The sequence below is a fragment of the Bacillus sp. ISL-75 genome (assembly GCF_018613095.1).
Genome location: NZ_JAGGQX010000019.1, coordinates 147,727 through 165,274 on the forward strand (window position 1 = coordinate 147,727; position 17,548 = coordinate 165,274).

Below are 17,548 nucleotides of genomic sequence, written 5' to 3' on the forward strand. Positions count from 1 at the left end.
TGATTCGGAATAAGCATGAGGGCTTGCAAATCCCATTGAAACAACGAATTTTGCTTGTTTCGAAATTGCTTTCTTATTATGAGGTGAAAATTTCTCCATGAAAAAACGGCAAAATGTTACAATAAAAGGAACGAAGGAAGGTCTCGTCCTTCATCTTGATGATACCTGTTCCTATGAAGAACTAAAAAGGGAACTCGATCATAAGCTTTCGGCGAACTCCAGGACACAGGAAGAGCGTCATTTAACCTCTGTCAAAGTGGCAATCGGCAACCGCTATATTACTGAATCGCAGCGGGAAGAGCTAAAAAACTTAATTCTCAAAAAGAAGAATTTTGTGGTTGATGAGATTGTATCAAACGTAATCACGAAGGAAGAAGCTGAGCGTCTAATAGCCGAAACAGAGGTCATGACGGTTTCTAGAATCATTCGTTCTGGACAAGTCCTCGAAGTGCCTGGGGACCTGCTATTAATTGGCGATGTCAATCCAGGTGGAACGGTGATGGCCGGCGGTAACATTTTTATCATGGGGACATTAAAAGGCATGGCCCACGCCGGCTGCTATGGCAATGAGCAAGCAGTCATTGCTGCGTCAAATATGAAACCATCCCAGCTTAGAATTAGTGATTGTTTAAATAGAGCACCAGACAGTGTCCAAAGCAATGAAAAACGGGAAATGGAATGTGCATATATAGATGACGAGCGTCAAATCATTGTTGATAGATTGCAAGTTTTAATCCAATTAAGACCTAATTTAACAAGATTAGAAGGGGGACATTAAAGTGGGAGAAGCAATAGTAATTACATCCGGTAAGGGTGGAGTAGGAAAAACAACAACTTCTGCTAATATCGGCACATCATTAGCCCTTCAAGGAAAAAAAGTATGTTTAGTAGATACAGACATCGGTCTTCGGAACTTGGACGTCGTAATGGGACTTGAAAACAGAATCATTTATGATCTGGTCGATGTCGTTGAAAAAAGATGCAAAATCCATCAAGCCCTTGTGAAGGACAAACGATTTGATGGGTTATTATACTTACTGCCAGCTGCGCAAACGGTGGATAAATCCGCTGTGAAGCCAGAACAGATGAAAGATTTGATTTTAGAATTAAAGCAAGACTACGATTATATCATTATTGATTGTCCTGCTGGAATTGAGCAGGGTTTTCATAACGCCATTGCTGGAGCAGATAAAGCGATTGTTGTTACAACGCCAGAGGCATCTGCTGTACGTGATGCCGACCGAATTATTGGCTTGCTCGAAAAACAACCCGATATGGAGGCGCCCAAATTAGTGATCAACCGGATTCGAAATCATATGGTGAAGACTGGTGATATGCTTGAGATTGATGAAGTTACCCAGCATCTTTCCATCGAGCTCATTGGAATTGTAGCGGATGATGACGAGGTAATTAAAGCTTCTAACCACGGTGAACCGATTGCCCTGAATCCGAATAACAAAGCATCGATTGCTTATCGAAATATTGCCAGACGGATTCTCGGTGAATCCATCCCGCTCCAGTCACTCGAAGATGCAGACAAAGGTGTTTTCAAAAAGATAAAAAAATTCTTTGGCGTTCGTTAATTAGAAAAGCGGAAGCGCCTACTTTTTTCAAACAGCCTGCCCACTAACTTGTGGACAGGCTGTTTTTATGCCGTTTTCGTAAACTTTGTTGTTTTTACAGACATGAAAGACAAATCTCTTGAACCTGAGGAGAGATTTGTCCATCGTCCCGCTTATGAAAGACAAATCTCTTGAACCTGAGGAGAGATTTGTCCTTCATCCCACTTATGAAGGACAAATCTCTTGAACCTGAGGAGAGATTTGTCCATCATCCGCTTATAAAGGACAAAACTCTTGAACCTGAAGCGACATTTGTCCATCATCCCGCTTATGAAGGACAAAACTCTTGAACCCGAGGAGAGATTTGTCCTTCATCCTGCTTATGAAGGACAAAACTCTTGAACCTGAGGAGAGATTTGTCCATCATCCTGCTTATGAAGGACAAAACTCTTGAACCTGAGGAGAGATTTGTCCATCATACTGCTTATGAAAGACAAAACTCTTGAACCTGAGGAGAGATTTGTCCATCATCCGCTTATAAAGGACAAAACTCTTGAACCTGAAGCGACATTTGTCCATCATCCCGCTTATGAAGGACAAAACTCTTGAACCCGAGGAGAGATTTGTCCATCATCCTGCTTATGAAGGACAAAACTCTTGAACCTGAGGAGAGATTTGTCCATCATCCGCTTATAAAGGACAAAACTCTTGAACCTGAAGCGACATTTGTCCATCATCCCGCTTATGAAGGACAAAACTCTTGAACCCGAGGAGAGATTTGTCCTTCATCCCACTTATGAAGGACAAAACTCTTGAACCTGAAGCGACATTTGTCCATCGTCCCGCTTATGAAGGACAAAACTCTTGAACCTGAAGCGACATTTGTCCATCATCCCGCTTATGAAGGACAAAACTCTTGAACCTGAAGCGATTTTTGTCCATCATCCCGCTTATGAAGGACAAAACTCTTGAACCCGAGGAGAGATATGTCCATTAACCTAAATTCAAAGTAATTTTCTAACAGCCTGCCCACTAACTTGTGGACAGGCTGTTTATATTTTTAAGACATACTCTTCCCTTTTCCCTCATAGACTTGTACAAATTAGTGGGAAAAGGGGTGATGGGGATGGCGCGGTCTACACCGGAAGAAATTCGGCGGCGAATTGCAAAGAGAAAAAATGATACTGGAGCAACATCTGTAAAAAGTCCCGACCGCCAAATTGCTTGGCCTAGTGACGATGAAAAATATGGATTCAATCAGTTTACTTCTTCAGGAAGCAGTAATGGCGATGATGGGCATCCATTGTTTAAGAAGGAAGTATTTTTTTTCAAAATATTGTCCTCTGTCCTCCTGTTTTTATTGATAGCGATACTATTTCGGAACCATTCCGCTACTTTTGAACCAGCAAGAGACGTGGTCATGAAAACAATGGACAAGGATTTTAAATTTGCGACCGTTTCAAACTGGTACGAAAGCAAGTTTGGGAAACCATTGGCCCTACTGCCATTTTCTGAAAAAGATCAAACTGGGAAAAAGGAAGTAGTTGAAAAGGAATTTTCCGTACCAGCAATGGGAAAAATTCTTGAAAACTTTGAAAAAAATGGCCAAGGTATCATGATTGAAACAGGAAAAGGGGCGTCCGTACAAACCATTAATGATGGCATCGTTACCTTCGCAGGTGTGAAGGAAGGGTTGGGGAAAACTGTTATTATTCAGCATTCCGATGCGACCGAAACCTGGTACGGTAATTTGGATCAAATCAAGGTTAACTTATATGAATATATCGATAAAAGAAAAGTAGTTGGCACGGTCTCAGTGTCGGCAGGAGAAGATAAAACCAAAGGAAAATATTACTTTGCCATAAAAAAAGGCGATGATTTCATCGACCCAATTCAGGTGATACGCTTTGAATAGAGCCATGAATTTATTCCAACTTATCTCTATCCATCCCTTATTGTGGGTTGTGATTGGACTTTCAATTGTGACCGCTCATTTCCTTGAGGTTTGCTTGTTGCTTGGGATCATTTTTATTCATGAAATGGGGCATGCTGCTGCAGCTTCTTTTTTTTCATGGAGAATCAAGAAAATTACCCTCCTGCCGTTTGGCGGGGTTGCTGAAATGGATGAGCATGGCAATCGGCCGTTAAGGGAAGAGTCGATCGTCGTCCTTGCAGGGCCGCTGCAGCATGTGTGGATGGTAGCCCTAGCCTATGGGTTGGTTACCGTCAACTTAATGCCTGAAGACCTATTTCAGCTATTCTTAAGCTATAATCTCATGATTTTTGTTTTTAACTTTTTTCCGGTTTGGCCGCTGGATGGCGGGAAACTGGTATTCTTACTGCTCTCATTAAAAAGTTCCTTCCCGATCGCCCATCGCCTAACGCTCATCCTTTCGTTGGTCAGCCTATCCATCTTTTCACTGGTGATCGTGATCGCTGCCCCGACACATATCAATGTCTGGGTCATCATTGCCTTCCTTTATTTCTCGCTTTACCATGAATGGAAGCAGCGGCGCTATATTTTCATGAGATTCTTGCTGGAGCGTTATTATGGGAAAAAATCCAGTCTTCGGACCTTAAAACCAATTGAGGCCAATGAACAGGAGTTACTTATTCACGTCTTAGAAAAATTCCAACGTGGCTGTAAACATCCAATCATCGTCGAAGCAGACGGCAAAGAAAAAGGGATGTTAGATGAAAATGAACTATTGCACGCCTACTTTACCGAAAAACGTCTAACCGATAAAATCAGCGACCTTCTTTTTTCTTATTAAACACTATGTTGATTGGAGCGGAAGGCGCGAGACTCCTGCGGGAGGACGGGGCAGGGGAGACCCCGCAGGCGCGTAGAGCGCCGAGGAGGCTCCCCGGACCGCCCGCAGAAAGCGAAGTGCCTGGAGCGGAAATCAACAGACAAGTTTAACAAGCCTATTAAAAAAGGTATAATGAAAAGAAAAAAGTGAGGTCGCTTGATTGGAAACACTAATTATTAATTACAATTCACGCGAAAAGCGATTTGCTTATCTGAAAGATAACCGCGTTGAAAATATCGTTTTTGACCGACCAGAACATCGATCACTGGTCGGTAATATTTATTTGGGGACTGTGACAAAAGTATTGCCGGGGATGAATGCCGTATTCATTGATATTGGTGAAGAGAAAAATGCGTATTTACACCGTGACGTACTTCCTTCCTATCTCTTATCTGCCGAAAAACAAAAGTCTGTCACCTCGTTTGCCCACCAAGGTGAAAAAATGCTGGTTCAGGTCGATAAGGATGCAACGGGGACGAAAGGTGCTCGTGTGACGGGAATTATTGAAATACAAGGGCCCAATCTCATCTACATGCCAAAAGGCCGCTATGTGGCGGTTTCTAAAAAAATCGCTGACGAAGGTCAAAAAGCAAAACTACGCCGGATCGGCAGTCGTTTGAAAACAGAGGAAGAGGGGATCATTTTCCGGACCTCATCGATAACGAGTACAGAAGATGAAATCATTGCAGAACTAATGAACCTGCGCGAGAACCATCAAGAACTGTTACAAAAAGTGGCCACGATGAAAAAACCAGGGATCATTTTTCAAAAAGATACCTTTATCGAAATGATTATGGACCAAGTAGCTAGAATGACTAACGGGGAAGTAATCGTCGATGATTTAGCGCTAAAAAAGCAAGCTGAGGAAAAAAATGATCAACTCAAATCCATTTACTACAATGGAAAAGAGAATATTTTTTCTGTACATAAAGTGGAACATGAAATTGATAAAGCCCTCAAGCGTATTGTCTGGCTTGATAATGGCGCCTACCTTATTTTTGACGAAACCGAAGCGTTAACGATTATTGATGTGAATACCGGGAAATTTTCCGGAAAGACCAATTATCAAGACACGGTATTAAAAACAAACCAGTTGGCCGCAAAGGAAGTGGTAAGGCAACTGCGTCTGCGCGATATTGGCGGAATTGTTCTCATTGATTTCATTGACATGAAACAAGCTGAGGACAAGCAATCGATTCTCACGCTGATTGAAACGGAATTAACCAAGGATCAAAAAAGAACAAAAATGATTGGTTTTACACCGCTAGGCATTCTACAACTGACGAGGAAAAAGACCAAGGTCACACTTTCTGAGGCACTTGAGGTGAAGTGTCCTGTTTGTGATGGGGCGGGCCGAATCCTTAGTCCTGAAACGGTTGGCTTTAGGCTTGAACGGGAGCTGCTAGAACACCGAAATTCTGAATTTGAGGCAGTCTTAGTGGAAACAACTCAAGCGGTGAAAGAGGTGCTGTTAGGACCGAATGAAGCCCACCGGGAAGCATTAGAGGAGCTAATGCATATCAAACTATATTTTTCAGTTCAGCCTTCAGCCCGCCATTATTATATATTAAAGCAGTTCGGCAATGTGAGTGAGATCTCACAAAAAGCATTTGATTCCTAATCATGTTCCTAAATTTCTATTGACACTTTTGCCTATTTTATGTTAGGATTTTAATGTTATGTTTGTAGCACCCGTGCTACAACCGCACAGAACAGGTAGTAAGTCTTTAGTATTTTGCTATAAGCGCCTGTGTATGGCGAGTCTGAGTTTATAAGGAGGTGCAGTTCATGTACGCAATTATTGAAACTGGTGGTAAACAAGTGAAAGTCGAAGAAGGCCAAGCTATCTACATTGAAAAACTTAATGCAGAAGCTGGTGAAACAGTTACTTTTGACAAAGTTCTTTTCGTTGGCGGTGAAAACGTAAAAGTAGGAAGCCCTGTTGTTGCAGGCGCTACGGTTACAGCTAAAATTGAAAAGCAAGGTCGTCAAAAGAAAATTACTGTTTTCAAGTACAAAGCGAAGAAAAACTACCACAAGAAGCAAGGTCATCGTCAACCTTACACTAAAGTAGTCATCGAAAAAATCAACGCGTAAGGTGTTGAATCATAGATGATTCAAATTACGATTAATCGTACAGAGTCCGGATTTATTCAATCATTCGAAATAAGTGGTCATGCATTTTTCGCCAATCGAGGCAAGGATATCGTCTGTGCAGGCGTATCTGCAGTATCCATTGGAGCAATCAACGCTGTGCACGCCCTAACAGGTGTCACGCCCGAGATTGAGCATGAGGGCGGCTTTCTCCGCTGTGTTGTACCGGAACATCTTTCGGAAGACATTTATGAGAAAGTACAACTTCTTCTAGAAGGTATGACTGTTTCATTGCGTACGATTGAAGAAGAATACGGAAAGCACATAAAGATTACCTTCAAAAAGTAGGAGGTGGAATGAATGTTATTAAAATTAGATCTTCAGTTGTTTGCATCTAAAAAAGGTGTAGGTTCTACAAGGAACGGTCGTGACTCACACGCTAAGCGTCTTGGTGCTAAGCGTGCAGACGGACAATTTGTATCTGGTGGTTCAATCCTATACCGTCAACGCGGTACAAAGATTTACCCAGGTGAAAACGTTGGCCGTGGAGGAGACGATACTCTTTTTGCAAAAGTTGACGGCGTTGTGAAATTTGAACGTTTCGGTCGTGATCGCAAAAAAGTGAGCGTTTATCCAGTAGCTCAAGAAGCTTAAGGGAACTAGCGAAAACTCTAACCTGTTTGGTTAGAGTTTTCTTTTTGCTAACGAATTTTTCCTTCCATATATTCTTCAGGAAAACTACTTCGTAGATGCTTCTTTTTGCCTCTAATGATCTTTCATCACATAAAATTGCTTACTCAGGGTTATTTTTTTGATATACTATCAGCAAAATAGTGTTGTGACACTTAATGTGGGAGTGTACGTATGGAGAAAGAATGGGATATTGTTGAGGTGCTCCGGCACTCTCGACATGATTGGTTAAATAGGCTTCAGTTAATTAAGGGGAACTTGGATTTAAATCGAATCGACCGGGCAAAAGCGGTTATTGACGAAATTATTATTGAAGCACAGCATGAGTCACGGCTAACGAATTTAAAAATGCCTTTATTTGCCTCACTGCTGTTAAAAGCTAATTGGGAGAATCCTTCTTTTAAGCTTGAATATGAAGTTCTTCAAGATTCGGAATCCTTTCAAATTAATGAAGAACAGATCACAAAGTGGACTTGCCTTTTTTTTGAGTGTTTAAATGAGGCAATTGAAGCTTTCCAAGAAAATCATTTATCAATATCAATTGATCCGCAATCAGAGGGAGTTCGTTTCTTTTTTGATTTTAGCGGGATAATAATAAAAAGTGAATTACTTGAAGCATTCCTTGCAGACCCTAAAATTCTACTTGATGTAGTGGTCAAGGAATTCTCAGAAAGCGAACTCACAGTAGAAGTTTTTATCCCTATTCAAAAAAAATAGGCTAAAGCTGAGATATTTTTCGTGACAAAAGTTAATTCGATATGCAGACTGGAGGAATAAGATGTTTGTTGATCAAACGAAGATTTATGTAAAAGCCGGAGATGGCGGAAATGGTATGGTTGCGTTTCGTAAGGAAAAATATATACCAAAAGGCGGTCCAGCTGGCGGAGATGGCGGTAAAGGTGCCAATGTTGTTTTTGAAGTAAATGAAGGCTTGCGGACATTAATGGATTTCCGTTATCAGCGTCACTTTAAAGCACCGCGCGGCGAGCATGGCATGTCCAAAAACCAGCACGGTGCAGGTGCAAAGGATATGATTGTTAAGGTACCGCCTGGAACAGTGGTCATTGATGAAAAAACGAAGGAAGTCATTGCTGATTTAGTCGAGAATGGACAGCAGGCAATTATTGCAAGAGGCGGCCGTGGCGGACGTGGAAATTCTCGATTTGCAACTCCGGCCAATCCAGCACCAGAGCTATCTGAAAATGGAGAACCAGGCCAAGAACGTGAAGTCATTCTTGAATTGAAGCTGCTTGCTGATGTCGGATTAGTTGGCTTTCCAAGTGTTGGTAAATCGACGCTATTATCGGTTGTATCATCGGCAAGACCGAAAATCGCCGAGTACCATTTTACTACCATTGTTCCGAATCTTGGTATGGTAGAAACGGAAGACGGCAGAAGCTTTGTTATGGCAGACCTTCCAGGTTTGATTGAAGGGGCAAGTGAAGGGGTTGGCCTCGGCCATCAATTCTTACGTCATATTGAACGGACAAGGGTTATTGTCCATGTCATTGATATGGCGGCGATGGAAGGCAGAGACCCTTATGAGGACTACCTTACAATCAACAAGGAATTAAAAGAGTATAACCTGCGCTTGACAGAACGGCCACAAGTTATCGTTGCTAATAAGATGGATATGCCTGAAGCTGAGGAAAACTTGAAAAAGTTTAAGGAGCAGCTGCAGGAGGATTATCCAATCTTCCCTATTTCAGCCGTAACTAGAAAAGGACTGCGTGAGCTATTGTTTGCTGTAGCTGATAAGATCGAGGAAACACCAGAATTTCCACTTGAACATGAAGAAGAGGAAACAACGGGTGTCCATCGTGTTCTTTATAAGCACGAAGCAGAGCCGGAAGCATTTAGAATTACGAGAGAACCTGATGGGTCATTTGTCGTCTCTGGTGAAAAAACAGATAAACTCTTTAAGATGACAGACTTCTCAAGAGAAGAATCCGTCCGCCGTTTTGCACGTCAACTTCGTGGTCTTGGTGTTGATGAAGCGTTAAGGGAAAGAGGAGCAAAAGACGGGGATATTGTGAAATTAATGGAGTTTGAATTCGAGTTTATTGAGTAGAAGGATAGACCCTGAAGAGATCAAGGTAGGGTGATAAAAATGGAAAACGCTGATAAAAAATTTTACTTAGTGCGTGAAGATGTGTTGCCAGAAGCGATGAAAAAAACGCTTGATGTCAAGGAAATGCTTGAGAGAGGTAAGGCAGAATCAATTGCAGATGCAGTTAATAAAGCGGATTTAAGCAGAAGTGCCTTTTATAAATATAGAGATACTGTTTTTCCTTTCTCGTCCATTAAAAAGGAAAAGATTATCTCGCTTTTCTTTCACCTAGAAGATCGTTCAGGCACGCTATCAAAATTGCTCAGTGTTGTGGCCAATTCAGGCTGCAATATTGTTACCCTTCACCAAACGATTCCGTTGCAAAGCAGGGCGAATGTGACTCTCTCATTAAACACTTCCAACATTACGATGGAAATAGATGAGTTACTTAAAGAACTAAGGAAACTCGAATTTGTAGAGAAGGTAGAAGTGCTGGGAACAGGTGTGTAGGAAAAATCTACAACCGGCTCTCAGCTTTCTTTTTAAAAAAATAAGGAGTGGGGAAATAGTGAAGGTTGGATATTTAGGACCAAAGGCTACATTCACAGAGTTAGCAGTGAAAAAGGTTTTTCAAGGATTTGAACTTGTGCCCTATCAGACGATTCCTGCAAGTGTCGATGCCATTGATGATAAAGAAGTGGATCTTGCAGTCGTTCCAATTGAGAACGCTTTGGAAGGATCAGTCAATATTACTCTTGATTATTTAACACATGTTGTTCAGATTCCGATTATTGGTGAAATTACGTTACCTATTAAGCAGCATTTGATGGTTCATCCTGATAATATGGACAATTGGCGTGAAGTGAGTAAGGTATACAGCCACTCCCATGCGATTGCCCAGTGCCATAAATTTTTACATAATCAATTAAAAGGAGTGCCGTTTGAGAGTGTGTCTTCCACTGCAGCAGCGGCGCAAATGGTAATGGAACAGCCTGCCTTAAAAGCGGCCGCGATTGCGAATGAATTAGCGGCAAAAGAATATGGGTTGGCGATTGTCCAAAGGAACATCCATGATTTTGACTATAATCACACGCGGTTTGTAGTCCTAACAAAAGAGAATTTTGATTTCCAGGCCATGAGTGGTTCATCCCATTACAAAACGACACTGATGGTTACATTGCCTGAGGACGACCAAGCGGGAGCCCTTCATCAGGTGTTATCAGCGTTCGCCTGGAGAAAGTTAAACTTATCAAAAATTGAATCTCGGCCGATGAAAACTGGAATTGGCAATTACTTTTTCATTATTGATATCGAAATGGAATTTGATAAGGTATTGATACCAGGAGCAATGGCTGAGTTAGAGGCATTAGGCTGTAGTGTTAAATTATTAGGAAGCTATCCATCCGTTATGGTGAAATTGGATTAACAACTAAAGGACCCGAGAATTTCGGGTCCTTTTATTGTTCTGTCTATCAAGGCGCTATTCAATCATAAAACCTTCTGCCTTAAGGGCTGCTTCGGCTTTATCTAAGACTTGGGTGCTTGAGGCTGAAATGGTATGAAGGTGGATTCCTTCCGTTAACTCAGATAATAAGGAAGCTTTGGTTTTTTGCATGTTTTCCAAGAATTGTTTAACTTCTTGGCGATTTGAAACCATAATCGATGCGGTCAAATCTCCGTAAACCGTGTGTTCAATTCTTACATCTTTCACTAACACACCATGGTCAACTAGCAGATTTAGCTCCCTTTCTGTGTCTTCCGGTAAATGTCTGCATGCGATTGTTCTTTCAAAGGAATAAGTGCTGGAGGTTTGCTTTAAATAAATATAACCTTGGCTGGTTGCAATAATGGGTTCATTTTTAGCCTTAAGAAGAGTGATATCCCCAACGATCACCTGTCTGCTTACATTGGTTCGATTGGCAAGTTCACTTCCTGTCAGCGGGACAGGGCTATCTTTTAACTGTTGAAGAATTAAAGACCTCCTTTCCTCTCCCAATATTTTTTTTTGCTCGACCATATAATTCCTCCTATTTCTATTGCTGTTTACCTATTTTAGCATAGTTTAAATTTTTTATATAACGGAAACTGCCTTGAATGCATTCACGATTTTAACGATACTTTCCCCAAGTTGAATAACATCCTCCAAGCTAGTGGAATGGCCAAAAGAGATGCGGATAAACTCTTTTGCTTCTTCCGTCGATAATCCTAGTGCCTGCGTTACTTTGGCCGGGGACTGCATGCCAATCTGACAGGCGCTGCCCGTTGAAATCGCAAACCCTAATCGATTGCATTCCAGCATCATCCATTGGCCCTCAATTCCGGAAATCCGAAGCCCGATAATACTAGCGAGCTGCGAACCTTCGTCACCTTGATAAATCTTTACATGTTCCTTAATGGGCTCAAGCGTATCCATAAAAGCCTTCCGCAACAATCGATATTTATTATGATCCGCTTGCAAGCTTCCGGTTATTTTCTGTGCGGCAACTGTCATTGCGGCAATTGCAGGGACATTGACCGTGCCTGGACGGAATCCTTTTTCATGAGAGGTTCCTGGAAAAAACGACTGCCATTTAATACGGGGATCAACATAGACGCACCCAATCCCTTTGGGTCCATATATTTTATGCCCGGAAAAAGAAAAACTGCTGACATGCGGAGCAATTGATTTTAGATCCATTTTTCCAAAAGATTGAACAAAATCGCTGTGCAGATGAATATTGTGGTCCTTGCAAATTTTAGCGATTTCAGCGATTGGCTGGATCGTCCCAATCTCAGAATTAACATGCTGCAGGGTCATTAGTATGGTTTCTGGTGTAATCGACTTTACAAGTTGTTCAAGATTAATCAAACCATTTGAATTTAACGGAAGCAATGTAATGTCATAGCCAGCTTCCTTTAGTCTGTTAAGGGCTCCATGGACGGATGAATGTTCCGCCATACCCGCGATAATATGGTTTCCTTTCTTTTTTGGGGAGGACAACAAGGCTTCTATTGCTAAAAAATTTCCCTCCGATCCTCCACTAGTGAAGAATATCCCATTTTTATCAACCCCAACTAGATTAGCCAGTTCTTCGCGGCAATTTTCAAGTAAGGCACCTGATTGTCCTCCGATATCATGGAGGCTGCTGGAATTGCCAAAGAATTCAGTGGCAACTTTCAAATACACTTCTGCTGCTTCAGGGTTTAATGGAGTTGTCGCTGCAAAATCAAAATATTTCATCATACATCTCCAATACTCGAATTTTTTTGGTTGTGGTAAAGGTCATTGTTTATCTTAAAGCCTACGTTGATCGAAGCGCCCTTCGCTGCAATCAACAGCCATGTTTAACACTGTGCATTTCTACTTTTCTATAAAAATACTTGTTTTTAGTTTAAATCTATGTAAATATATATGTCAAGACACCTGTTAGGTCAGGAGGATTATTAAATGACAAATGACGATGTATTAATTATTGGAAGTGGAATAGCCGCTTTACAGCTGGCTGTACAATTAAATAATGAATTGAATGTGAGAATTCTCACAAAGGGGAAATTACGAACGGCAAATTCGTATCTGGCCCAAGGTGGGATTGCTGCAGCGTTGGGTGCAAATGACCATCCTTCTAAACATATTGTCGATACGCTGGAAGCGGGAAGATTTCACAACAATCAAGATATTGTTCAGCAAGTCATTAATGCTGCACCGGATCTGATCAAGAACATTGCTCGCCAAGGGGATATATTTGATAAAGATCAAACGGGGGAATTGTTTCTTGGGATGGAAGGGGCACACAGCGAAAAGAGAATTGTACATGGCGGTGGCGATGCCACTGGCAAAAACGTCATGGAGTTTCTGATCAGTCAGCTCAAGCTTAAGAAAAATATCTCGGTCGAAGAGAATGTCTTCGCCTATGAATTACTGCTAAATTCCGAACAGAAACGTTGTGTAGGTGTTAAAGCCAAAACATCAACAGGTGCGATTCAAAGGTTTTACGGCAATCATGTCATTATCGCGACAGGCGGCTGCGGACAATTATATACCTACACTTCCAACGCTAAAACAGTCAGCGGCGATGGAATTGCGATGGCTTATTTAGCCGGTGCTGATATCGTTGATATGGAATTTATTCAATTTCACCCTACGCTTTTATCTATAAACGGTGAAACAAAGGGGTTAATTTCTGAAGCCGTTAGGGGAGAAGGGGCGACCCTAGTTACCGAGGATGGTACTCCTATTATGGAGGGTGTCCACCCCTTAAAAGATCTTGGCCCGAGGCATGTGGTCTCGCAACGGATCTATGAATTTATAAAAAAAGGCAAACAAATTTATTTGGATATAAGCAAAATTGAAGAATTTAGTAAAAGATTTCCTTCGATTACATCTATTTGTGAGGACAATGGCATCCGTATCGCGGATGGGAAAATCCCTGTCGCACCCGGAAGTCATTTCTTAATGGGAGGAATTAAAACCGATTTAATTGGACGATCTTCGATTGATGGGCTTTATGCGATCGGGGAGGCCTCCTGCACAGGATTGCACGGTGCGAATCGTTTAGCTAGTAATTCCTTATTAGAGGGATTATTTCAAGGGGAACAGTTGTCGAAATGGATCAATGAAGCGGGTAAAGAAACACAAGTTTTCGTGCAGGATTATTTTTATTATCCAACGAAGGAAGAAAAAATAAATTTGCCAACCATTGAAAAAATTAAAGCATTAATGATGGAACGGGTTGGAATTGTCCGAAATAAAGCAAATCTGAAAAAGCAGCAAGCTTGGGTTTCTCAATATAAGGCCGAAAAGATCCATTTAGATACTTGTTCAACACAAGACATGACCAAGGTTTTTATGCTGATCATCGCCAATCTAATCACAGAATCTGCTTTGAAGCGGACAGAGAGTCGGGGCGGTCACTTCAGAAGTGATTATCCGAAAGAAGAAAATCACAGTTGGTTAAGGAAATCAATTATTCATAACTATAATCAGGGAATGGAGAAGTCCAATGAACACATTGAAACTGCGCTCGCAACTTGAGAAATTTTTTATGGAAGATATCGGGGAACAGGATATTACGACCGATCTAATCTTTGGTGATAGCACAAATGGGGAAATTGTTTTTCTTTCAAAAGATGATGGTGTTTTTTGTGGAGAAGAAATTATCAAAACCGGATTTCAGCTGTTAAATAACGAAATTTCAACTCAAGTGTTTGTGAAGGATGGTCAGTCAATCAAATACGGCGACAAGTTAGCACATGTCTCTGGAAAAATAGCTGATTTATTAAAAGGGGAAAGAGTCATCCTTAATCTTATTCAACGGATGAGCGGGATTGCTACCTTAACGCGTCAAACAGTGCACACCCTTGATAGTGGACATACAAAAGTTTGTGATACTCGGAAAACTACGCCAGGACTCCGGATGCTTGAAAAATACGCTGTTCGCACTGGGGGCGGTTTTAATCACCGTTTTGGATTATACGATGGGGTCATGATTAAAGACAACCACATTTCGTTTGCCGGCTCGATTACCAAGGCGGTTGAAGCGATTCGCAAAAATGCCGGTCATATGGTGAAGGTCGAAGTGGAAACGGAGACGGAAGCACAGGTGATTGAAGCTGTAAATGCAGGGGCGGATGTCATCATGTTTGATAATCGTACCCCTGATGAAATTAAGGAATTAATAAAATTAGTCCCGGCTAACATTATTACCGAAGCCTCAGGCGGAATCCAATTAGCCAATATTGCTGATTTTCGGGATACAGGTGTAGATTATATCTCACTTGGGTACTTAACTCATTCATATAAAGCACTCGACATCAGTGTAAAAGTACTTTGGAATAAGGGAGATGAGTAAAATGAATATTTTGGCTACATTACAAAAAAATATCATGATTCCTGAAAAATACAAGCAAATGACGAGAGAAGAACTTGAAAACCGTGTGATGGAGGTAAAGAAACAGCTGGGTTCACGTCTGTTTATACCAGGTCATCATTATCAAAAAGACGAGGTCGTTCAGTTTGCTGATGCGACAGGTGATTCCCTGCAACTTGCACAATTATCAGCTGAAAATACAGAAGCTGAATTTATTGTTTTCTGTGGTGTACATTTCATGGCAGAAACAGCAGATATATTAACAAGTGAAAAGCAAAAGGTGATCTTGCCTGATATGCGTGCAGGTTGTTCGATGGCTGATATGGCGGATATCCAGCAAACAGAAAGAGCATGGGAAACGCTCCAGGAAATATTCGGAGACACGATTCTTCCATTAACATATGTCAATTCTACCGCAGCAATTAAATCATTTGTCGGAGCAAATGGCGGGGCTACGGTCACTTCATCCAATGCAGAGACGATGGTTAAGTGGGCATTTGAAATGAAGGAAAGAATATTATTTTTACCGGATCAGCATTTAGGCAGAAATACTGCCGCTGATTTAGGCGTAGGTTTAGACGAAATGGCGATTTGGAATCCAATTAATCATGTGTTGGAATACGAAGGTGATTTTTCAAAAATTAAAGTAATCCTTTGGAAAGGGCATTGCTCGGTTCATGAGAATTTCACTGTCCAAAATGTTAGCGATACACGCAGTCAATATCCTGATATGAAAATTATCGTTCATCCGGAATGCCGCCGTGAGGTAGTGGAGTTAGCGGATATGGCCGGATCCACAAGTTATATTATCAAAGCGATTGAAAGTGCTGAGCCCGGAACAGCTTGGGCGATTGGAACGGAGATGAATCTTGTCAATCGCTTAATAAAAAATCACCCGGATAAAAAGATCATCTCGTTAAATCCGCATATGTGTCCGTGTCTAACCATGAACCGAATCGATCTGCCGCATTTAGTTTGGAGCCTAGATACACTAGAAGAGACAAATAATATTATTAAAGTAAGTCCTGAGATTGCTGAAAATGCAAAATTAGCGCTTGAACGGATGTTAAAAAATTCTTAATAAATGTTAAAAAAGATGCAATTTACCTGATTGCATCTTTTTTATATTTTAGGGGGGATTCATATTCTTTTGAAAAATAGCATAAGTTTTTGTGAAGAAGGATAGCACTTTGCCCATTTTCACATAGACTATATGGACTTATGCCATAGGAGGGGAAATCAGAGTGAAGATCCATATCGTACAGAAAGGGGATACTCTTTGGAAGATTGCCAAGAAGTACGGCGTGAATTTTGAAGAGCTGAAAAAGATGAATTCACAGCTCAGCAACCCTGATATGATTATGCCCGGTATGAAAATAAAGGTCCCAACTTCAGGTGGAACGATAAAAAAAGAAGCACCGATGGGGACCAAACCTGGTACTACAATCAACTTAGGAGTAAAAAAAGAAATGCCGCTTGCTGAGCAACCGTTAGTCAAAGAGAAACCCGTTAAAGAAGTACCGATTAAGGAAGCGCCAATTGCGAAAGAAGCACCGATTAAAGAGGCTCCAATCAAAGAGGCACCAATCAAGGAAGCACCGATAAAAGAAGCGCCAATCAAGGAAGCTCCAATTAAGGAAGCACCAATTATTAAAGAAGCACCAAAAGCACCTTATACTCCAAAAATGCCTCTACAAATAGTCCCAGAAATAGATATCAACAATTATTACATGATGAACATGCAAAATATGACTGTTCAACAGCCGCCTAAACCTGCCAATATACTTCCTGAGATAAAAGAGGTACCAAAAAAAGAAGTTCCAATCAAAGAAGTACCAATTAAAGAAGTTCCAATAAAAGAGACTCCAATAAAAGAGAATATTGTTTATGCTCCACCACCAGTCATGGAAGCACCTGTAGAAGTGGCACCGCAACAAGATTATTGTGTACCAGTTACGCCAGTCATGCCTGGCCCAGGATTCTGTCCACCATTTGGAGTTGGTTTCCCGATGCAAATGAACCCGAACCCATTCATGCCTTACCCGCAAATGCAAGGTGGGGGTATGCCGATGCCAATGTCTTACCCGCAAATGCATGATGGTGGAATGTCGATGCCAATGCCTTATCAACAAATGCAAGATGGTGGTATGCCGATGCCAATGCCTTATCATCAACAAATGCAAGATGGTGGTTTGTCGATGCCAATGCAGCCAAGTGGGTATCCTGGAAATGCTCCGTCAGTTGCAGGTGCATCGTTTGTAGCGCCGCAGTTCGATGATGAATCATCATCCTTTATGCCGCAGCTACCTGTTATGAACCCAGCGTATAATCCGAGTGCTGTAATGGGTGCGCAATCACCACAGCAGCCAATCGGTTACCCTTCAATGGCCCCAGCAGGCCATGGTCAAATGCCACAAGGTTATGGCCAACAAATGCCAGCAGGATATGGTCAAATGCCACAAGGTTATGGCCAACAAATGCCAGGAGGATATG

18 protein-coding genes and 1 other annotated feature are annotated in these 17,548 nt (G+C 41.5%); of the genes, 16 read left to right on the plus strand and 2 right to left on the minus strand.

Features of this window, described 5'->3' with window-relative positions:
* Window positions 1-97: 97 nt before the first annotated feature.
* The 13 genes from minC (at window position 98) to pheA (ending at window position 10,635) form a co-directional block, all read left to right on the plus strand.
* The gene (gene minC, locus J7E63_RS08940; RefSeq protein WP_168245223.1) at window positions 98-778 is read left to right on the plus strand and encodes a septum site-determining protein MinC; all 681 of its coding nucleotides are present in this window, start codon (window positions 98-100) and stop codon (window positions 776-778) included.
* 1 nt (window position 779) lies between these two features.
* Complete coding sequence (gene minD, locus J7E63_RS08945; protein ID WP_214731762.1) at window positions 780-1,583, plus strand: septum site-determining protein MinD; 804 nt, start codon at window positions 780-782, stop codon at window positions 1,581-1,583.
* Between the two features lie 584 nt (window positions 1,584-2,167).
* Window positions 2,168-2,326: a hypothetical protein gene (locus J7E63_RS08950; RefSeq protein ID WP_215011206.1), complete on the plus strand. Its 159-nt coding sequence runs from the start codon at window positions 2,168-2,170 to the stop codon at window positions 2,324-2,326.
* Window positions 2,327-2,688: 362 nt separating this feature from the next.
* Window positions 2,689-3,477, plus strand: coding sequence for a M23 family metallopeptidase (locus J7E63_RS08955; protein WP_215011208.1), 789 nt, complete (start codon window positions 2,689-2,691; stop codon window positions 3,475-3,477).
* Window positions 3,470-4,336 carry a M50 family metallopeptidase gene (locus J7E63_RS08960; protein WP_285289920.1) on the plus strand — a complete coding sequence of 289 codons (867 nt, stop codon included), beginning with the start codon at window positions 3,470-3,472 and terminating at the stop codon, window positions 4,334-4,336. The genes J7E63_RS08955 and J7E63_RS08960 overlap by 8 nt, the downstream gene beginning before the upstream one ends.
* A gap of 199 nt (window positions 4,337-4,535) precedes the next feature.
* The gene (locus J7E63_RS08965; RefSeq protein WP_215011210.1) at window positions 4,536-5,996 is read left to right on the plus strand and encodes an Rne/Rng family ribonuclease; all 1,461 of its coding nucleotides are present in this window, start codon (window positions 4,536-4,538) and stop codon (window positions 5,994-5,996) included.
* Window positions 5,997-6,066: 70 nt separating this feature from the next.
* Window positions 6,067-6,150, plus strand: a sequence feature (ribosomal protein L21 leader region).
* Between the two features lie 13 nt (window positions 6,151-6,163).
* Window positions 6,164-6,472: a 50S ribosomal protein L21 gene (gene rplU, locus J7E63_RS08970; RefSeq protein WP_168245219.1), complete on the plus strand. Its 309-nt coding sequence runs from the start codon at window positions 6,164-6,166 to the stop codon at window positions 6,470-6,472.
* 15 nt (window positions 6,473-6,487) lie between these two features.
* Entirely contained in the window at window positions 6,488-6,817 is a 330-nt protein-coding gene (locus tag J7E63_RS08975; protein ID WP_168245218.1) for a ribosomal-processing cysteine protease Prp, read from the plus strand.
* 12 nt (window positions 6,818-6,829) lie between these two features.
* Window positions 6,830-7,123, plus strand: coding sequence for a 50S ribosomal protein L27 (rpmA, locus tag J7E63_RS08980; protein ID WP_066257887.1), 294 nt, complete (start codon window positions 6,830-6,832; stop codon window positions 7,121-7,123).
* A gap of 210 nt (window positions 7,124-7,333) precedes the next feature.
* On the plus strand, window positions 7,334-7,876 hold the full coding sequence (locus J7E63_RS08985) for a sporulation initiation phosphotransferase B (protein WP_215011212.1): 543 nt from the start codon (window positions 7,334-7,336) through the stop codon (window positions 7,874-7,876).
* Between the two features lie 61 nt (window positions 7,877-7,937).
* Window positions 7,938-9,230, plus strand: coding sequence for a GTPase ObgE (obgE, locus tag J7E63_RS08990; RefSeq protein ID WP_215011214.1), 1,293 nt, complete (start codon window positions 7,938-7,940; stop codon window positions 9,228-9,230).
* 39 nt (window positions 9,231-9,269) lie between these two features.
* Entirely contained in the window at window positions 9,270-9,719 is a 450-nt protein-coding gene (locus tag J7E63_RS08995) for an ACT domain-containing protein (protein WP_215011216.1), read from the plus strand.
* Between the two features lie 58 nt (window positions 9,720-9,777).
* A complete protein-coding gene (gene pheA, locus J7E63_RS09000) occupies window positions 9,778-10,635 on the plus strand; it encodes a prephenate dehydratase (RefSeq protein ID WP_215011218.1) in 858 nt (285 codons plus the stop codon).
* 54 nt (window positions 10,636-10,689) lie between these two features.
* Here pheA and J7E63_RS09005 read toward each other — a convergent pair whose 3' ends face one another.
* Window positions 10,690-11,226 carry a transcription repressor NadR gene (locus J7E63_RS09005; RefSeq protein WP_215011220.1) on the minus strand — a complete coding sequence of 179 codons (537 nt, stop codon included), beginning with the start codon at window positions 11,224-11,226 and terminating at the stop codon, window positions 10,690-10,692.
* A gap of 54 nt (window positions 11,227-11,280) precedes the next feature.
* Entirely contained in the window at window positions 11,281-12,432 is a 1,152-nt protein-coding gene (locus J7E63_RS09010) for an IscS subfamily cysteine desulfurase (RefSeq protein ID WP_308161928.1), read from the minus strand.
* Between the two features lie 204 nt (window positions 12,433-12,636).
* On the opposite strand from J7E63_RS09010, the gene nadB reads away from it, so the two are divergent.
* From nadB to nadA, 3 genes are read left to right on the plus strand one after another with little or no spacing between them, the layout of a single operon-like run.
* Window positions 12,637-14,220, plus strand: coding sequence for an L-aspartate oxidase (nadB, locus tag J7E63_RS09015; RefSeq protein WP_215011222.1), 1,584 nt, complete (start codon window positions 12,637-12,639; stop codon window positions 14,218-14,220).
* Window positions 14,189-15,037, plus strand: coding sequence for a carboxylating nicotinate-nucleotide diphosphorylase (gene nadC, locus J7E63_RS09020; RefSeq protein ID WP_168245211.1), 849 nt, complete (start codon window positions 14,189-14,191; stop codon window positions 15,035-15,037). The genes nadB and nadC overlap by 32 nt, the downstream gene beginning before the upstream one ends.
* A gap of 1 nt (window position 15,038) precedes the next feature.
* The gene (gene nadA, locus J7E63_RS09025) at window positions 15,039-16,136 is read left to right on the plus strand and encodes a quinolinate synthase NadA (protein WP_215011224.1); all 1,098 of its coding nucleotides are present in this window, start codon (window positions 15,039-15,041) and stop codon (window positions 16,134-16,136) included.
* Window positions 16,137-17,548 lie beyond the last annotated feature (1,412 nt).